Origin of the sequence: Gramella sp. AN32 (assembly GCF_023718305.1) — a bacterium.
In the GTDB taxonomy this organism is placed as follows: Bacteria; Bacteroidota; Bacteroidia; order Flavobacteriales; family Flavobacteriaceae; genus Christiangramia; species Christiangramia antarctica.
The window spans coordinates 99872-118513 of sequence record NZ_QEYO01000011.1 but is presented as its reverse complement, the minus strand read 5'-3'; the positions used below and the strand labels follow the sequence as shown (position 1 = coordinate 118513).

Annotated in this window: 13 protein-coding genes; all 13 read left to right on the top strand. The window is 38.4% G+C overall.

Features of this window, described 5'->3' with window-relative positions:
* The first annotated feature begins 96 nt into the window (after positions 1–96).
* The 13 genes from DHD80_RS13075 (at position 97) to DHD80_RS13015 (ending at position 18309) form a co-directional block, all read left to right on the top strand.
* Positions 97–1752 (top strand): sialate O-acetylesterase, encoded by a 1656-nt coding sequence (locus tag DHD80_RS13075; RefSeq protein WP_251741798.1) that lies wholly within the window; start codon positions 97–99, stop codon positions 1750–1752.
* 38 nt (positions 1753–1790) lie between these two features.
* The gene (locus DHD80_RS13070) at positions 1791–3239 is read left to right on the top strand and encodes a hypothetical protein (RefSeq protein ID WP_251741796.1); all 1449 of its coding nucleotides are present in this window, start codon (positions 1791–1793) and stop codon (positions 3237–3239) included.
* Positions 3240–3247: 8 nt separating this feature from the next.
* Complete coding sequence (locus tag DHD80_RS13065; protein WP_251741794.1) at positions 3248–4897, top strand: hypothetical protein; 1650 nt, start codon at positions 3248–3250, stop codon at positions 4895–4897.
* Between the two features lie 16 nt (positions 4898–4913).
* Positions 4914–5660, top strand: a complete 747-nt coding sequence (locus tag DHD80_RS13060) for a DUF6250 domain-containing protein (RefSeq protein WP_251741792.1) — start codon at positions 4914–4916, stop codon at positions 5658–5660.
* A gap of 196 nt (positions 5661–5856) precedes the next feature.
* A complete protein-coding gene (locus DHD80_RS13055; RefSeq protein WP_251741790.1) occupies positions 5857–8199 on the top strand; it encodes a glycoside hydrolase family 3 N-terminal domain-containing protein in 2343 nt (780 codons plus the stop codon).
* 95 nt (positions 8200–8294) lie between these two features.
* Entirely contained in the window at positions 8295–9158 is an 864-nt protein-coding gene (locus DHD80_RS13050) for a hypothetical protein (RefSeq protein WP_251741788.1), read from the top strand.
* A 136-nt stretch (positions 9159–9294) separates the two neighbouring features.
* Positions 9295–10578 carry a sulfatase gene (locus tag DHD80_RS13045; RefSeq protein WP_251741786.1) on the top strand — a complete coding sequence of 428 codons (1284 nt, stop codon included), beginning with the start codon at positions 9295–9297 and terminating at the stop codon, positions 10576–10578.
* Between the two features lie 85 nt (positions 10579–10663).
* Positions 10664–13408, top strand: coding sequence for a hypothetical protein (locus DHD80_RS13040; RefSeq protein ID WP_251741784.1), 2745 nt, complete (start codon positions 10664–10666; stop codon positions 13406–13408).
* A gap of 52 nt (positions 13409–13460) precedes the next feature.
* Positions 13461–14270, top strand: a complete 810-nt coding sequence (locus DHD80_RS13035) for a DUF4369 domain-containing protein (protein ID WP_251741783.1) — start codon at positions 13461–13463, stop codon at positions 14268–14270.
* The gene (locus DHD80_RS13030) at positions 14239–14721 is read left to right on the top strand and encodes a TlpA disulfide reductase family protein (protein ID WP_251741781.1); all 483 of its coding nucleotides are present in this window, start codon (positions 14239–14241) and stop codon (positions 14719–14721) included. Before DHD80_RS13035 ends, DHD80_RS13030 begins: the two co-directional genes overlap by 32 nt.
* A gap of 128 nt (positions 14722–14849) precedes the next feature.
* A complete protein-coding gene (locus tag DHD80_RS13025) occupies positions 14850–15797 on the top strand; it encodes a prolyl oligopeptidase family serine peptidase (protein ID WP_251741780.1) in 948 nt (315 codons plus the stop codon).
* Positions 15798–15819: 22 nt separating this feature from the next.
* On the top strand, positions 15820–16290 hold the full coding sequence (locus DHD80_RS13020; RefSeq protein ID WP_251741778.1) for a glycoside hydrolase family 95 protein: 471 nt from the start codon (positions 15820–15822) through the stop codon (positions 16288–16290).
* A 96-nt stretch (positions 16291–16386) separates the two neighbouring features.
* Entirely contained in the window at positions 16387–18309 is a 1923-nt protein-coding gene (locus DHD80_RS13015) for an SGNH/GDSL hydrolase family protein (protein ID WP_251741777.1), read from the top strand.
* Positions 18310–18642: the final 333 nt, after the last annotated feature.

The following is an 18642-nucleotide window of genomic DNA, read 5'->3' as shown; positions in this document are numbered from 1 at the left end:
ACTTGTGATAGAGATACGTTCTAAAAAAACGGAAATATGATTTGATTTCCTATAAATAGGATATTTTAAGAATACTTTAATCTGAAAATTAATAGAATGATAAATAGATTTAGAGAGTTCAATTGCGATAAAAGAGAGTTTCTGAAAAAGAATTCGATGTATTTATCTCATAAAATAATACTCGTTTTAATAGTAATATTACCTCATACGGTCTTGGCCGATGTGGTGTTGAATACCATATTTTCCGACCACATGGTTATTCAAAGAGAAACGGAAATTCCTATTTGGGGTTGGGCAGATCCCAGCGAGGATATAACTGTTAGCGGGAGCTGGGGTGAAGGGGCTAAAGTGGTTGCCGCAGCAGATGGAACCTGGCGTGTTGACTTAAAGACTCCAAAAGCAGGAGGGCCGTATTCAATTACTATTTCCGGTAAGAACATTATTCATATTAAGGATGTTTTATCGGGTGAAGTCTGGTTGTGTACAGGGCAGTCTAATATGGATTTTGCTCTGGATAAATTTTTAAATGATTCCAGAGAGCCTCAATATCAACCCTTAGTAGAATATATCAGGGAAGAGGTCTCCACTGCTAATGATGACCAGATTCGTCATATAGAAGTCCTGCAAAATACCTCACTCTATGAAAAGAAACCTGATTTTCAGGGGCAATGGATTAGTGCTACTCAGGGACAAATAGGTAAGATTACCGCAACAGGATATTTTTTCGCAAAAGAACTACGAAAGGAGTTAAATGTGCCTATAGGACTGGTAGAATGTTCCTGGGGTGGTACCCGTATTCAACCTTGGATTTCTGCGGAAGCTTATTTAGCAGATGAAAACCTCAAAGATTATTTTAAAGCCAATAGAAAAGAAATTAAAGAAACTATTGAAAGGCTAGATGCTGAAGATTATAGAGACACCATCTATGAGTCTCAATTGGCAAGCTGGAAAGAAAATGGTGAAAAAGGGCGTAAGCCCAGACCAACCGATCATCCAAGAGAAGACAGACAAGTTCCCGCGACCTTATATAATGGGATGTTGAATTCAATAATTCCTTATGCTATAAAAGGAGCCATATGGTACCAGGGGGAAAGTAACGCAGTTTATATGCCAGAGGAGTATGAAGATTTTTTCACCACTATGATAAATAGTTGGAGGGCAGATTGGAACCAGGGCGATTTTTCATTTTACTGGGCTCAATTGGCTGCTTGCCAAAGGGGCAATGAGGAAGCTGATGATGGTTGGGCTACCGTTAATAATGAATTGCGAAAAAGTTTAAAACTTCCAAATACCGGAATGGCGGTTCTACATGATATAGGGGAAGCAAAAGACATACATCCCCATAACAAAATAGATGCTGGAAAACGTTTAGCGCTTTGGGCTCTGGAGAAAGATTATCATAAAAAGGTAGCTGCGGTGAGTGGACCATTATATAATTCTCATAAAGTAAAAGGAGATAAAATTCAGGTGGACTTTAGTGAAGCAGGTTCTGGTTTAATGGTAGGGCATAAACATCTTTTAGATGAAGCGGTTACGGTGAATGAACCATTAAAATGGTTTGAAATCCTTGGACAGAATGGGGAATGGATTCCTGCTGAAGCAAAAATTATTTCTAAAAATATAATAGAAGTCTGGAATTCTTCAGTATCAGATCCCGTACATGTACGTTATGCCTGGTCTGGAAATCCACAAGGAGCAAATTTATATAATAAAGAAGGATTGCCCGCGGCGGTATTTTCAACAGAAGAATAAAGGTTTAGCAATCAGTTTTATTAGAAATAGAAGATAGTATGAACAGTAAAGAATGTTCCTTTAAATTTAAAATAGGATTAAGTCTTAGCCTGTTATTTATTTGTAGTGGTTTGCTGGCTCAGCAAATAGAGTTAATTAGTACCACCCCCGCCAAACGTTGGGATAAAACTAAACGAGCTGCTATAAAAAGCAGTAAAGCTACTAAGGCAGATATTATAATTTATACCGATAGTCTCTTACAGGAGATCGATGGAATTGGAGGAGCATTTAACGAATTGGGATGGGAAGCATTACAATCTTTAGAGGGAGAAAGCTCTAAAGAGGTTATGGATGCAATCTTCTCTGAAGACGGCTGTAATTTTTCTATGTGCCGTATTCCTATTGGGGCTTCAGATTATGCCTTGAGCTATTATTCTCATAACGATGTACTTGGTGACTTTGTTATGCGTGATTTTAATATTGATAGAGATCGGTATATTCTAATTCCATATTTAAAAGCAGCCCTGGAAGTGAATCCTGATCTTCTAATTTGGGCATCGCCATGGACTCCCCCGGCCTGGATGAAAGTAAATGAACACTATTCCCTTAGGGCAGGTGATTGGAATGATAGGGCTAACGGAAACCGAATGGATCCAGGGGCCCAGATTTTAAGCAATGCGACTGCCTTTAAAATGCAGGATCAATATCTAAAAGCATACGCGCTATATTTTTCTAAATTTGTGCAGGCTTATAAAGAAGAGGGAATTGACCTGTTTTCCATTCAGCCGCAAAATGAAATAGCCTATGCGCCAAACTGGCCCAGTTGTACGTGGCGTGCAGAAGATTTTTCAATTTTTATCGGAGAATATCTGGGTCCGCAATTCGATAAAGATGGTCTTGACACCGAGATCTGGTTAGGTACCATCAACTGGAGTGAACCAGAATATGTTAAAACAATTTTAGAGAACGAAAAGGCTTCAGATTATATTAAAGGAGTTGGTTTTCAGTGGGGAGGATCTAAATCTATCCCGAAAATACACCAGGAATACCCTAATTTAAAATATATGCAAACCGAAAATAAATGTGGAGAGGGAGAGAATGACTGGACTTCGGTACAACGTTCCTGGGAAACCCTGGTCCATTTCTTAAATAATGGCGCCGGCTCACATATGTACTGGAATATGATCCTGGATGAAACCGGTAAGAGCGCCTGGGGATGGCCACAAAATTCTATGGTGGTGATAGATAAAGATTCTAAAAAGGTTACTTATACAGATGAATTTTATCTGTTCAAACATCTCTCTCATTTCGTACAACCCGGGGATCATTATTTAAAATCATCGGAAGGAGAAAATCATATTGCTTTTCAATTGAAAGATGGTCGAATTGCAGTGTTGATCAACAACCCATTAGAATCTTCCAGAACATTGAATTTTGAGATTGATGATCATGCCTTTGGTATAGAGGTTCAGCCTGAATCAATAAACACACTTATATTAAAAAATTGAATTTTACGATGATTGGAAAGAGATTTACAAATGATATTCTGGCCTTATTGTTCCTTTTTATCCTGGGTAATTTTGGTGTACAAGCACAAAAGACCCTTCGAATAGATGCAAATGGGGATACTGAAGAATTTGAACCTTACTGGAGTAAAGTGGTTGGCGCAGGCCGGGCAAACGAAGGGCTGCGGGCCGGTTGGCTGGAACAGCTGGAACAGGTTCAGGAAAACTGCGGATTTGAATATGTACGTTTCCATGGATTGTTCCATGAAGATATGTTTCCTCTTGTGGAAGAAAAGGGTGAACTGGTCTATAACTGGCAGTACGTAGATGATTTGTTTGACAGAATGCTCGAGCATGATGTGCGTCCGTTTGTAGAACTTTCTTTTTTACCAGATAGTATGGCTGCTGAAGATTCTAAAACGGTATTCTGGTGGGAGGCTAATATCACACCCGCTGATGATACTTTTGAGAAATGGCATGATTTAGTAAAAGCTTTTACGCAGCACTGTGTAGATAGATATGGTATAGAAGAAGTAGTAACCTGGTATTTTGAAGTATGGAACGAACCTAATTTATACCCGTTATTTTGGGATGGAACAAAATCTCAGTATTTTGAAATGTATAAACAATCTGCTCTGGCAGTGAAATCTGTAGACAAAAGACTGAAGATTGGAGGGCCATCTACCAGTAATTTTGTCCCCGATGATCGTTTTGCCGGAGAAACCACCAATGATGAAGCTTCTGAAGAGGTGTTTGCCAGTGACGATATTAATGCTTTAGACTGGCACGGGGTATGGATCGAAGATTTCCTCGAATATTGTAATAAGGAAAATCTACCGGTAGACTTTGTAAGCTGTCATCCCTATCCAACAGATTATGCCTTTAACCCGGAGACAGGAAAAGGTAAAGGACTTACCCGCCACGTACAATCTACAAAGGAAGATCTGGAGTGGCTTAATAAAACGATCGCTGAAAGTGCCTATCCAGATGTGGAAATTCATTTAACTGAATGGAATACCAGTCCTAGTAGCAGGGACGAAATGCATGACCGCCTGCCGGCGGCTGCATACATTGTAAAAACCAATTTAGATTGTATTGGCCTTACCAATTCCCTTGCCTTCTGGACGTTTACTGATATTTTCGAAGAAAAAGGTGGTGCTTCAAGCATCTTTCATGGTGGTTTTGGGATGCTTAATTTCCAGGGACTCGAAAAGCCTTCATATCATGCGTATCGCATGCTCAATGAACTGGGGACTGAAAAAATATATAATGATGATTACCTGTTCGTAAGCAAAAAATCAGGGGATGGTAAAATCGTGGCATTGGCTTATAATTATCCTCAGGAATATGAAAATTCAGTTCCTGCCGGTGCAAATAAAAGGGAACAGGGAACCAACAAAAAACTGGACTTTGAACTAACCGGCTTAAAAGCCGGCACCATGTTCAAAATCGAAATAATGGATAAAGATCATGGAAATATCCATAATTTCTGGGAAGATATGGGTAAACCGGAACCACCCACAAGAGAGGAAGTTCAGGTAATGAAAGACTATGCTAACAATATGAAAACCAAATATATTAAGGCAGATAAGAATGGCGTGCTTTCGGTGAATCGTGATATCACCCCGTGGAGTTTAGTATTGATTAAGCAAATAAATTAAAAATAGATTATAGAGAATGAAATTTTTTCAGTGTAAAAAAATGGGAAGGCTCTTTTTACTGGCTCTTACAGTGCTGGGTCTAAATTCCTGTAATAATAAAGGAAAATCGGTAGATATAAAAGGGGAGAGCTTTAGCGCTAACCTGATTTATCAAGAAGACTTTGATAGCGGATTGGCAGACTGGAAAGTGGAGCAGATGCCGGGGGGAACTGTGGAAGTTAATAATGGGAAATTGGAGATAAATGATGTCTCCGGTTGTACCGTATGGTTAAAAGAAAAGTTTGACGGTCCGTTAATGATCGAGTACGATGCTTTTCTCATTAAAGAAGGGGGGCCTAATGACAGGGTTTCAGATCTAAATTGTTTCTGGATGGCGACAGATCCGGAAAATCCGGATGATTTCTTCGCAAATTCAGCCAAGCGTGGCGGTAAATTTTCAAACTACGACAGCTTGCAATTATATTATATGGGTGTGGGAGGAAACGATAATTCAACCACGAGATTCAGGCGTTATACTGGCGATGGTAAAAGACCGCTATTGCCGGAACATGACTTAAGTGCTAAAGAATTTATGCTTGAACCAAACACAAAATATCATATAAAGATCATCGCCAACGATGAGGTTGTTCAATATTACCGGAATGATCAATTGTTGGTAGAATATATAGATGATGCTCCTTATACTTTAGGCTACTTTGGTTTTAGAACAGTGAATAACCATACGACGGTAGATAACTTTAAAGTATATAGCTTAAGTAAATAAATTGTTTACTAATTAAACTTACTCATTTCACAAGGCTGTGACTTACGATTTCGTGAAAGGATGAGTTTTTTTAAACAAAAACAACTTTTGAATTATCAACTTTTAACCTCTTAATGTGCATATTAATTTCTTCAAATTTATTTTAAGCCTAAGTATTCCATTTTTATTTTTCTCCGAGAGAAATAAGCAGGACTCTTTGTATCATAAAGACTGGATTGACTTTAATAAGAATGGTTTAAAAGATGTGTATGAAGATGCTAAAGCCCCTATAGAAGATAGAGTAGCCAATCTTGTTTCTTTAATGAATGTTGATGAAAAAACTTGCCAGTTAGCTACATTATATGGTTTTGCCCGTGTTTTAGAGGATGAATTACCAACCCCGGAATGGAAAAACAGGGTTTGGAAAGATGGTATTGCCAATATTGATGAACATTTAAATACAATTCACGGCAGGGAAGAAACATATACTAAATATTCCTATCCATACAGTGCACATGCCAGGGCCATAAACAAAGTACAAAAATGGTTTGTAGAAGAAACCAGGTTAGGAATTCCTGTAGATTTCACCAATGAAGGGGTACACGGCTTATGTCATAAAAAGGCGACACCATTGCCTGCTCCAATAGGAATTGGCAGCACCTGGAATAAAAAATTGGTCTATCAAGCAGGAAATATTGTGGGACGCGAAGCAAAAGCATTGGGGTATACCAATATATATGCACCCATTCTTGATGTGGCTCGAGATCAACGCTGGGGGCGCGTTTTGGAATGTTATGGCGAAGAACCCTTTCATATTGCGGAAATGGGGAAACAAATGACCTTGGGAATTCAATCTCAGGGTGTAGCCTCTACTTTAAAACATTTTGCGGTTTATAGTATTCCCAAGGGAGCAAGGGATGGGGATGCTCGTACAGATCCGCATGTCGCCCCAAGAGAAATGCATCAGTTACACCTGTATCCTTTTAAGCGGGTAATAGAAGAAGCATCGCCTATGGGAGTAATGAGCAGTTATAATGACTATGACGGTGTACCGGTTTCGGCCAGTTCCTATTTCTTGACTGAATTACTTCGTAATACTTATGGTTTCGAAGGATATGTGGTTTCCGATAGTGAGGCTGTGGAATATGTTTCAGATAAACACCGTGTTGCCGAAAACTATAAAGAAGCGGTACGCCAGGTTATTGAAGCGGGATTAAATGTACGAACGACTTTTAGAACCCCGGAAAGCTTTATCGGACCTTTAAGAGAATTGATTGCAGAGGGCAAAATTTCAATAAAAACGATTGATGCCAGGGTTGCCGATGTGTTACGGGTAAAATTTGAATTGGGATTATTTGATACCCCGTACGTGGAAAATCCTGAAGAAGCTGATGAACTGGTACATACCAAAGAGGATGAGGAATTCTCTAAACAACTCAACCGGGAATCTTTAGTGCTCTTAAAAAATAAGGACAATTTATTGCCCTTAGATATTGCGAATTATAAGAATATCCTGGTAACCGGGCCCTTGGCCGATGAAGTTAGTTTTACCTATAGCAGGTATGGACCTGCAGATAATCCTTCAACTTCAGTCTACCGGGGACTGAAAGATTATGCCAAAGGCCGGGCGAATGTTTATTATGAAAAAGGATGTGATATTGTAGATCCAGATTGGCCGGAAAGTGAAATTATTCCAACCTCGTTATCAGAAATAGAACAGGCAGGTATTGATGCTGCAGTTGAAAAAGCAAAACAATCTGATGTGATTATAGCTGTTGTAGGTGAAGATGAAGAACGAGTAGGTGAAACAAAATCCCGTACAGGTTTAGGACTCCCGGGACGCCAATTGCAACTACTTCAGGCACTCTATAAAACAGGAAAACCTGTTGTTCTTGTCTTGATTAATGGCCAACCCTTAACGATTAACTGGGAAAATAAATATTTACCGGCCATTTTAGAAGCCTGGTTTCCCAGTACTTCAGCAGGTGAAGTAATAGCTGAAACTTTATTTGGAGATTATAATCCAGGCGGAAAATTATCCGTCACCTTTCCAAAAACTGTTGGACAAATACCCTTAAATTTTCCTTATAAGCCAGGTTCACAAGCAGGACAACCCGGGCAGGGGCCAAACGGGAGCGGCAAGACAAGAGTTTTAGGAGCTTTATATCCTTTTGGCTATGGGTTAAGTTATACCACTTTTGAGTATAGTGATTTAGTGGTAGATCAAAAAACCAAACATTCTCAAAGCGATATAGAAATATCTTTTAAAGTAAAGAATACAGGAAAAGTAACCGGAGATGAAGTTGTACAGCTCTATTTGAGAGATGAGGTTAGTAGTGTGACTACTTACGAATCTCAGTTAAGAGGATTTGAACGTGTGCAGCTGGAACCAAATGAGTCAAAGACCATACATATGATTTTACAACCGAAAGATTTAGAAATATTAGATAAGCATATGAACTGGACCGTTGAACCGGGGATTTTTAAAATATTAATTGGAAGCTCTTCAGAAGATATTCGATTAAAGGACAGTATTGAAATAGAGCCTATAAATCGTTAAATTGATAAAAATATGTTACCTGATGTGCTGCACAGGCTTGGAAGCGATGCATGTTGAATTAAATGAGGAGATGAAAAACAAAAAACATAACTGAAATGAAGCTTTATCAAATTATATTCTTTTTGGCGGTGGTCTTTACTATTAATTTCCAGGCACAAACTATTCCTTATTCCACCGGGCGTATTGTAATTAGTTCTGATGGAAACGAGCATGATCACGACGATTGGGCGGCTACCCCCTTAACATTGGCCTTATTGGCGGCTGAAAATTTGCAGGATAGCTTAACGGTTTACACCTTTAGCGACCACATCTGGGGAAGTAACCATGAAAAAAAAAGAGGTAAAGAGGAAATGATAAAAAGCGCCCTTGAAGGTAAAAGGATCTATAACTTTAAAAACAGCAACTTTATTGAAGCCGTAGCGGATACCACAAAAGCCCAGGAAGCTATCGTTAATCAAATAAATATTTCTAATAAAAATAGTCCCTTAACTATTTTAGCTGCAGGGCCTATGCATATAGTTGGAAGTGCTATAGCAATGGCAAACCCTAAAAAATTACAATTTGTAAGGCTCATTTCACATTCTAACTGGAATAATAGGCATTCCGATAAACCATCTGATTGGGAGCAACATTCAGGTTGGACCTGGAATGAAATAAAGGAAAAGTTTGAACCTCTTGGACTAACCTGTGATAGGATTTTAGATCAAAACGGCGGCGATGATTACGAAGGACTGAAAGCTCCCAAAGAGCAGTATGAATGGATTAAAACCACTCCCTTACATAGTCGTTCAGAGAAAAATAAAAAGCAATTGGACTGGTTGTATAGCAGGCAGTTAACCTGTGTGAAAAATGGGGATTTTGATCCTTCAGATGCTGGTATGGTAGTGTACCTGCTTACAGGAAAACAAAAAACAGATCCAAATGATGTGAAAGAAATCATAGAGGCACAACAACCTTAAAGAGCATACATTATAGAAAGAAGTATAAATGCGAGAAATTAAACCAATTTTTAGAATGATTAACAAGAAGATATTGTTAACAATTTGTTCTGCTTTCATATTATCATGCAAAGGGTCCCAAAAGGAAGAAGGAAATATGGAGGTAGTAACGAAACCTAATATTATATTGATTATGGCAGATGATCTTGGGTACGGCGAACTATCGTCTTATGGCAGTGAAAAAGTGAATACTCCCAACCTGGATAAACTGGCCGCACAGGGAGTGAAATTTATGGATTTTCATGCGAATGGCCCGGTATGCAGTCCTACACGTGCAGCCTTAATGACGGGGAAATACCAGCAGCGAACCGGGGTAGAAGGGGTAATTACCGCCGCCAATCACAGGGAAGTCGGCCTAAGCCTCGATGAGATTACGATAGCGGAAGAGTTAAAAAAACAGGGGTATGTAACCGGGATGTATGGAAAATGGCACCTGGGATATGCCGAAGCTTTTAATCCTACCTACCAGGGTTTTGATGATTTTGTAGGCTTTGTTAGCGGAAATATAGATTATCATTCCCATATAGACCAGGAAGGTTACCTGGACTGGTGGAATAATCGGGAGATCGCAGATGAACCCGGGTATACTACAGATCTAATTACCAGATATGGAAAACAGTTTTTAAAGGAAAATAATCCTGATAAAACCGGAAAGCCATTCTTTTTATATCTGTCGCAGGAAGCACCACATTACCCTATTCAGGGGAGAAATGATAAGTTTCTGAGAAAGGAAGGAAGTGGTAAATTTTTAAGAAAAATTCCTAAGGATAGTGTACAGATCATTTATACTGAAATGATAGAAAGTATGGATGAGGGAATTGGGGAAATAATGAGCACGCTTGCTATGGAAGATCTTGATAAGAATACCATCGTTATCTTTTGTTCCGATAATGGAACTGCTGGTAGTCGCGGTGATAGTGGAGGTTTAAGAGCTGCAAAAACATCTGTATATGAAGGTGGTCACCGGGTGCCGGCTATAATCAGGTATCCTGGAAAGATCAAACCGGGTTCTGTGAGCGATGCCACGGTAATGACCATGGATTTTTTACCAACCTTCCTAGATTTTGCTAACGGAGAACCATCAGGTGAGGACATTGATGGGATCAGTATAAAGAAGCATTTGTTGAATGCTGAAGATCTACCAGAGAGAGATTTGTTCTGGAGCTTCAATGGACGCTCCGCTATGCGAAGTGGGAATTGGAAATTAGTGGAGCTTCCAGAAGAAACAGATACTATTTATGAACTCTATAATTTGGAGCAGGATCTAGCAGAAAGCAACGATCTATCTTCAGATAATCAGGATAAGGTTAAAGAGATGAAACAAAAACTTGCTGACTGGAAAACTGAAGTTAGAAAAGGAGTGAAGTCGGTTGCAAAATAAGACCTGTAAGATTCCTTAAATGAAGTTTCTGAAATAATACAATCTAAGCTGGAGCGATGGTGGCTCCTATATCCCGAAAACAGTTATGATAATAAATAAGTATTGCTCCACTCTTTTGATCGCTTTTTGCAGCTATATGACTATGGCTCAAAATGTACAAAAAATCCCGGTACCAACAAATTTGGAGCAGGGGTACCCTAGGCTTTACATTACTGAAGCAGAAAAGAATGATTTAAAAGAAACGATTCAAAATGAACATTGGGCGAAGGAAGTTTTAGAAGGAATCCATGAACGTATCGACGTGCATATAGAACGTCATGTCTCCGACCCGGAGTGGATGGTTTCCCGCTTGCAGATGCACTGGAAGACCAAAGCCAAAAACATCTATGTTAAAGGAATAGACTACTCCCATGCCGATGGCGAGGCTCCAGTTCCTACGGTACGATTTGTAGGATCCAGGGATTACACCACCCCTTACGGTAAACCTAATTTAGAAGATATACTTCCTTATATGGACGATTCCAGGGGGCTATATTTACCTAATCGGTCTAAAGAAGGTAATCCTTTTGAATGGGCAGAGCAGTCCAAAACAGGACGTATTGTTTATTCGATCAATGAAGAAATAATTGGCCTTGCCCGTGATGCTGCTTTTATTCAATGGCTGGAAGGAGATGAACAATATGCAAAATTCGCTTATGATATTTTTCACACCTATTTGGAAGGCATGTCTTACCGAAGTGAGCCTATAGATTTATTAAACGGACACATCCAGACCCTGGTTGGTTTTACCAATTTTCAGGTTATTCACGAGGGAGTCTTAATAGATATTGCTGAACTCTACGATTTTTTACATCCGTATATCGAAGCAAATCATGCAGAAAATATCCCGATGTATGATAAAACCATCAAACGCTGGACAGATCAGATTATTAAGAACGGCGTGCCGCAAAACAACTGGAACCTGCACCAGGCCAAAGTGATCCTGAAGGCGGCCATGGTTTTAAGAAGTGATGCGGATTATGATGATAGAAAAGGCAGGGAATATTATATCAACTATATTCTGAATGAGACTTCGGCTAGACAATGGTCTTTAACTAAATTTCTGGATTATGGTTATGATCCGGCAAACGGTATTTGGGCGGAAAGTCCGGGGTATTCATTAGGTGTTACCAAAGATCTTACAAATTTCATGGAAGACTTCAATAATACCTTCGATCATAATATTCTTCCTTATATGCCGGTAATGAAAAAGGCCGTGAAAGTACTGCCACAGTATTTATTTCCGAATGGGCAAACCGTGGCTTTTGGTGATAGTAATTATAGCAGTCTAAGTACAGAACCCATTAGCGATATGATTCGAATTGCTCAGAAAACCGGTAATAAGGAACTGGAGGAGGAATTTACCAGATTGTACCGCTTATTGGCGGAGAATGAAAAAACAGAGAAGAACCGAAAGCCAATCGCCCAAATAAGTTCCTTTTTTGCAAGTAAGCCATTAAAGATTAATCCTGAATATGAAAAAGCCGATATAGACGATTACATTACCCAAACTTTTTATGCCCCAAATGTAAGTTGGCATGTGCAGCGAATGGGAAATGGAAAACACGGTTTGATGGCTTCCCTGAATGGTTCTTTGGGAAATCACATGCACGCCAATGGTATTAATATGGAACTTTATGGAAAAGGTTTTGTGCAGGGTTCCGATCCCGGAAAAGGAGCGGGCTATTTACAACCCATCTATCTGGAGTATTATTCTCAATTCCCGGCACATAACACCGTAATGGTGGATGGCGTTTCTTCTTATACTGAAATGTTAAGTTACCATGCATTCGATTTGCTGGGAGAATATCCAAAATCTGAAAAGAAAGATGGCTATTTTGAAGATATCACTTATTCTGATGTTTATTTCTTAGAACCGGAAACACGCAGTGACCAGTCCCGTATGGTAAGTATTGTTAGAACTGGAGAAGAAACAGGATATTATGTTGATATTTTTCGCTCTAAAAAACAGCGTAAAGGCGATAAATTCCACGATTACTTTTATCACAATTTAGGTCAGAGTATGAAAGTAATGGATGCAAATGGCGAAGCTTTAAAGCTTTCTCCAAGTGAGGAAATGGCATTCGCCGGCGGTCACCTATATGCCCTGGATTATATGTGGAATAAAAAATCGGTGAAATTAGATAAGGATTATCAGGTCGAATGGAAAATAGATATGCCGGAAGGTGAAGAGGATGTTTTTATGAATTTATGGATGAAAGGCACCGAAGGTCGTGAAGTATTTTCCATTAAATCCCCACCAAACAAAGCATTTAAAGGAGGTCATGGACTACCTTACGAAGTAGATGAGGAACCTTATTTAACTTTTGCCGCAAGACAGCATGGAGCCGCGTGGGAGCGTCCGTTTGTGTCAGTTTATGAACCTTTTACTTCCGGTAAAGGGAAAAGCATCGAAAAAATCTCAGGTTTTAAAGATGAAAATGGAAATAAGGAATTTGTTGGACTGCACCTTACCCATAGATCCGGGCGGGAAGATTACGTTTTTTCATCGACCAACCATCAGGAGGTAAATTATAAAGATATGGCCACAGATGCCACCTATACCCTGGTGGCTAATGAAAAGGATGGTAACTGGGTTATTTTTATCGGAAACGGGAAAGAAGTAACCGCCAAAGGATATAAAATTTCAGCTCCAGAAAAAGGGAACGTGGTGTTCAAAAAAGAGGGCAAACAATTGAAACTACATAATGAAGTGCCAGTGGAAATAACTTATAAGAGGAAGAAAATGAAATTTGAGAGTGGGGATTTTAGAGAAATCAGCTTTAAGTAAGAGCTTGGTAGCGAGCCTGTAATTGTGCGAAATTTTAAACAAAAAATAGAATATGAAAACTACAATTAGATTAACCTTATTTTTTCTCATATCATTCTTACTTAGTTGCAATTCAGAAGATGAAAAAGTTCTGAAATTAACAGGAAAGGTTATTGGTGCAGAGACGGACACTATCGTCTTAATTAAGATCAATCAGGATACAAGGTTTGATTCGTTGATTAAAATCCCCGTAAATAATGGAAGTTTTACATACAATCAAAAGCTAAAAGAACCGGAAGCGGTTCATCTGGCATTTGCGGAGTTGGTAAAAAGAGGAGCTTTTAGACCAATGCCGGTGTTTTTGGAAAATCAGGAAATTAATTTGACTATCTATCCAGAAGAAGAATTTGACAGGAATATTGTTGAAGGAGGAGAATTAAATACTGAGTATAAAAATTTTAAAAAAGATTTCGAAACAAAATTCAATAGTCAAATTGTACCTGTTCAAGATAGTTTAAGGCTTTTATTTAAAAGCAATAATTACTACAGTGAAAAGGCCAAAGAGCTTTATGAAGAATTGAGGAATTCAAAAAATCAAGACGAAAAAATCCCTGTCTATAAAAAGATAGAGGATTTAGCAAATAAGGACCATCATTTGAGTCCAGAAGCCAAGAAATTAGAAAATCGGTTAAAGCCTATCCTTGCAAATCAACAGCAATTTCAACAATCTTATATAGAAGAAAATCCATCATTAGTGTCTTATTACTTCTTTTTACGGAATCTTATTTATGATAAAGAAAATATCGATTTGAAACTGGCTAAAAGAAATTATCAAATTCTATCTAAAGCAAATGAACCATCCCTACAACGAATTATCTTCTAATTTGATAAATGCAATTGAATATATAAAAGTTGGGAAAGCATATGTAGATTTTTCTGCACCCGATCTTAATGGCAATGAAGTAAAACTTTCCGATAAGATTAACGGGAAAATTGCATTACTCGACTTATGGGCTACCTGGTGCGGACCTTGTATAGCTAAGAGTAGGACAATGGTTCCATTATTTAGTGAATATAAAGACAAGGGATTTAGTATTGTAGGAGTTGCTGGTGAATTTAAGAACACAGATAGATTGGAGAAATTTCTACAAAAAGAAAAATGGCCGTGGGTTCAGCTTGTAGAGTTAGATCGACAAAACAGAATTTGGGAAAAATATGGTGTTGATGGAGGTGGAGGTGCTCTTTTTCTAATTGATAAAAAAGGTGAAATTATTGCTAAAGATCCAACAGCAGAGGAGGTTAGGGAAATACTTGAAGATCGATTGACCGAATAAACTAACATACACGAGGGAGAAGATGAAATTTGATAGCAGGGATTTTAGGGTTATACAATTTGATTAAAGAACATTCTATTTTGGATTTACAAAACATAAAGATTAAAAAATCAAATAAGAAAAGTGGAATGAGGAATTGGATAAATTTAAAAAAGAATTATACCCTAATTCTAGGGCTTCTTTTATTTTATATTCCTTCCATGGTATCCGGGCAAAGGCTCAGTGAACAGGAAATTTTGGATTCGTTTAGCCATAAAGAGACCGTAGTCTATAAAACGATAGATGACGTAGAATTAAATATGACCATTTTTTATCCGGACTCTGTCAAAATTCAGGATAAAAATTCCTGGATGATGCACGTACATGGTGGTGGATGGTCTGGTGGCCATAAATATAATGTGCTGAAAAAGTCTTTTTTAGGCACATTAAGATCGCTGGTAGATAATGGAGTAGTAGGTGTTACCATAGAATATCGTCTGGCTCGCGAAAACACAACAGCCTATGATGCAGTGGTAGATGCTAAAGATGCTGCCCGTTTTCTTTTAAAAAATGCCGATCAATTTAAACTTGACAAAAAACGTTATGGTGTTTGGGGTGGCTCTGCCGGTGGACATCTGAGTTTGCTCACGGCTTTAGGAAAAAATGCTGATTTTAAAGGAGATCTGGAATTGGCAGATTTTGAGCCTGATTTTAAGTGTATCGTCTCTTATTTTCCCTTTACTTCCTGTTTAAATCCTGAATTGAGACCGGGTTCCATTTTTGAAGATGAAAAGTTATTTGAAAGACTTTTAGGAGCTCCTTTGGAGGAAAAACCGGAATTGGCAAAATTGCTTAGCCCCACCGAATATTTGGATACAAACAGTCCGCCAATCTTACTGTTGCATGGAGATAAGGATACAATTTTGCCCATTATCAATTCTACTTATATGGTGGAAGTGGCAAAAGAAAAAAATTCAAATGTGGAACTATTAACCATAAAGAATGCAGGACATAGTTTCAATGGAAATAATATTTCTCCATCTATAAAAGAACTTAATGATTACGCTTTCAGGTTTATGCGAACACATTTAAAATAAAAGTGCCAACAAAATTTTTGTAATGAAAAAGATCCGAAATCTCACTATTTTATTATTACTCGTATCTATAAATAGTACTGCTCAGGACAAAAATGACCTGGTACTCTGGTACGACGCTCCGGCTCCTAACTGGAATGAAGCTTTGCCTATCGGAAATGGCCGACTTGGCGCGATGGTTTTTGGAAATCCCGCTGAAGAAAATATTCAGCTCAACGAAGAAACCCTGTGGTCTGGTGGCCCGCACCGGAATGATAATCCCAATACCCGCGAGATCCTTCCGGAGATACGCCAGTTGCTTTTTGAAGGAAATTATAAAGAAGCCCACAACCTGGCCAATACGAAAATCATTTCTCAGACCTCTCATGGAATGCCTTATGAAACGGCGGGCAACCTGTATTTGAAGTTTGACGGACATGAAAATTATGAAAATTATTACCGGGAGCTGGATATTAACAGGGCAATCCAGAAAACCAGCTATACGGGTGCAATTTAAATTATGCTGATAAAAGGTAAATAAATTAGAAGGAACAATTAGATGAAAAATAACTGCAAATTTTTATTCATTATTGCTGTGCTATTCACTTTTACAATGGAAGTGTCTAAAGCTCAAGGACAAACCAATCCTAATGAAGCATTTAAAACAACCTGGAAGGGATTTGAACGTATCAATTTTAAATTTGAAGGACGGGAAGCACACCTTACGCGTCCTGAAAAACCCTTACCCGGAAATCCATGGTTATGGCGGGCTCGATTTCCCGATTACCATGCTGAAATAGATAGTGTGCTTTTGGGTAAAGGTTTCCATATTGCTTATATAAATACCAATAATCAATTTGGTAGTCCGAAAGCTGTAGAAGTCTGGAATAAATTTTACCGTCACCTTATAACCACCTATCACTTACAAACTAAAGTAGCTCTACATAGCCATAGTCGCGGCGGATTATTTGCCTACAATTGGGCGAAACAAAATCCTGAGAAAGTAGCATGCATTTATGCAGATGCTATTGTTTGTGATTTTAAAAGTTGGCCTGCAGGCTTTGGAACAAGTGAGGGCAGCAAAAAGGATTGGGAGTTATTAAAGAAAGAATATGGATTTGAAACCGATGAACAGGCAAAAGCATACAGTGACAACCCTATTGATAATTTAGATAAACTGGCGAAAGCCGGAGTGCCTATTTTACACACTGTGAGTTTAAATGATCACGTGGTCCCTCCGGAAGAAAATTCATTAGTGCTGATTAATAATTACATCCGTTTGGGAGGAACAGCAACGGTATCACCTTGTGGCTCTGTGGTTCAAAAATCAAATGGACACCATTATGAAATTGACAATCCCGAAATGGTGGTTGATTTTATCATATCCCATAGCACTAAGAACAGACCCTTGAATTCGTCAACTTATCATCAAATACGAAGCGGCTTGCAGAATAGCCAGATTCAATTTATACAAAATAAAAAAGGGCGGGTTGCTTTTCTGGGAGGTTCCATTACACATAATGGCGGTTGGAGAGATAGCATTACAAACTACCTGGAAAACAAGTTTCCTGAAACGGAATTTGAATTTATTGCTGCTGGTATCCCTTCTATGGGAACTACCCCTGGCGCGTTTAGACTGGTGCGGGATGTATTATCAAAAGGTAAGATTGATTTATTATTTGAGGAAGCAGCTGTGAACGATGGCTCTAATAAAAGAACATCTACTGAACAAATTAGGGGGATGGAAGGTATTGTTCGTCATATGCGAAAATTTAATCCATCAGTAGATATCGTAATGATGCATTTTGTAGATCCAGGAAAAATAGAGACCTACCGATCTGGAAAAATACCTGAAGTAATTAAAAATCATAATCAGGTAGCTGAACATTATGCCATTCCAACCATCAACCTGGCAAAAGAGGTTACAGAAAGAATTGATCATGGCGAATTTACCTGGAAAGACGATTTTAAAAACCTTCATCCGTCACCTTTTGGTCAGGGTGTTTATGCTCACTCCATGATTCAATTTCTTGATAATGCCTATGCGGCGCATATAGAAAATGATGGTAAAATAACCGCTCATGCCTTACCTAATCCTATAGATGCGTTTAATTATGAAAATGGCGTTTTGATGGATATTACCACTATTAAACTAAGAAAAGGTTGGGAGATTGATCCTGCTTGGAATCCTAATGACGGTAAAAAGTTTCGTCCCAATTATGTAGATGTGCCCATGTTGATAAGTAATGTGCCAGGGAGTCGGTTAAAGGTAACCTTTGAAGGTAATGCCGTTGGTATTGCCGTTGCGGCGGGACAGGATGCCGGAATAATTGAATACCGAATAGATAAGGGAGAATGGCAAAAATTGAATCTTTTTACCAAGTGGAGCACATCGTTTCACCTTCCCTGGTATTATACATTAGCTAGTGGTTTAGTGAATGAAAAACATCGTTTGGAGTTGAAAATTGCTCACGAAAAAGATGAACAAAGCAATGGGCATGCGTGTAGGATACGGTATGTGTATTTAAATAAGTAAAGAAATGGTTAGAGAATTATTGCATACAGCACACAATCAATAGCACCTTCAAAAAGGATATTTCACTAAATTAAATTTATAAAATAACATATGCTAAATTTTAAAAAAGATCACATTTGTTTGGTTGCCCATTTTAATTTTTACAGTATTTGGGTGTAGCTCATGTAGAAAAGTCAGGCCATTCAATAACCATTCAACAAAATAGTATAACCATTCAAATTGAAAATTATAGATGAAGCCGTGATTCACGTTAATAAAACGATGAATAATAAATAGTAAGCCTTCCGACTGGAACATTGGTTTTATTCTTCTATCAACTTATAAACACTTTGG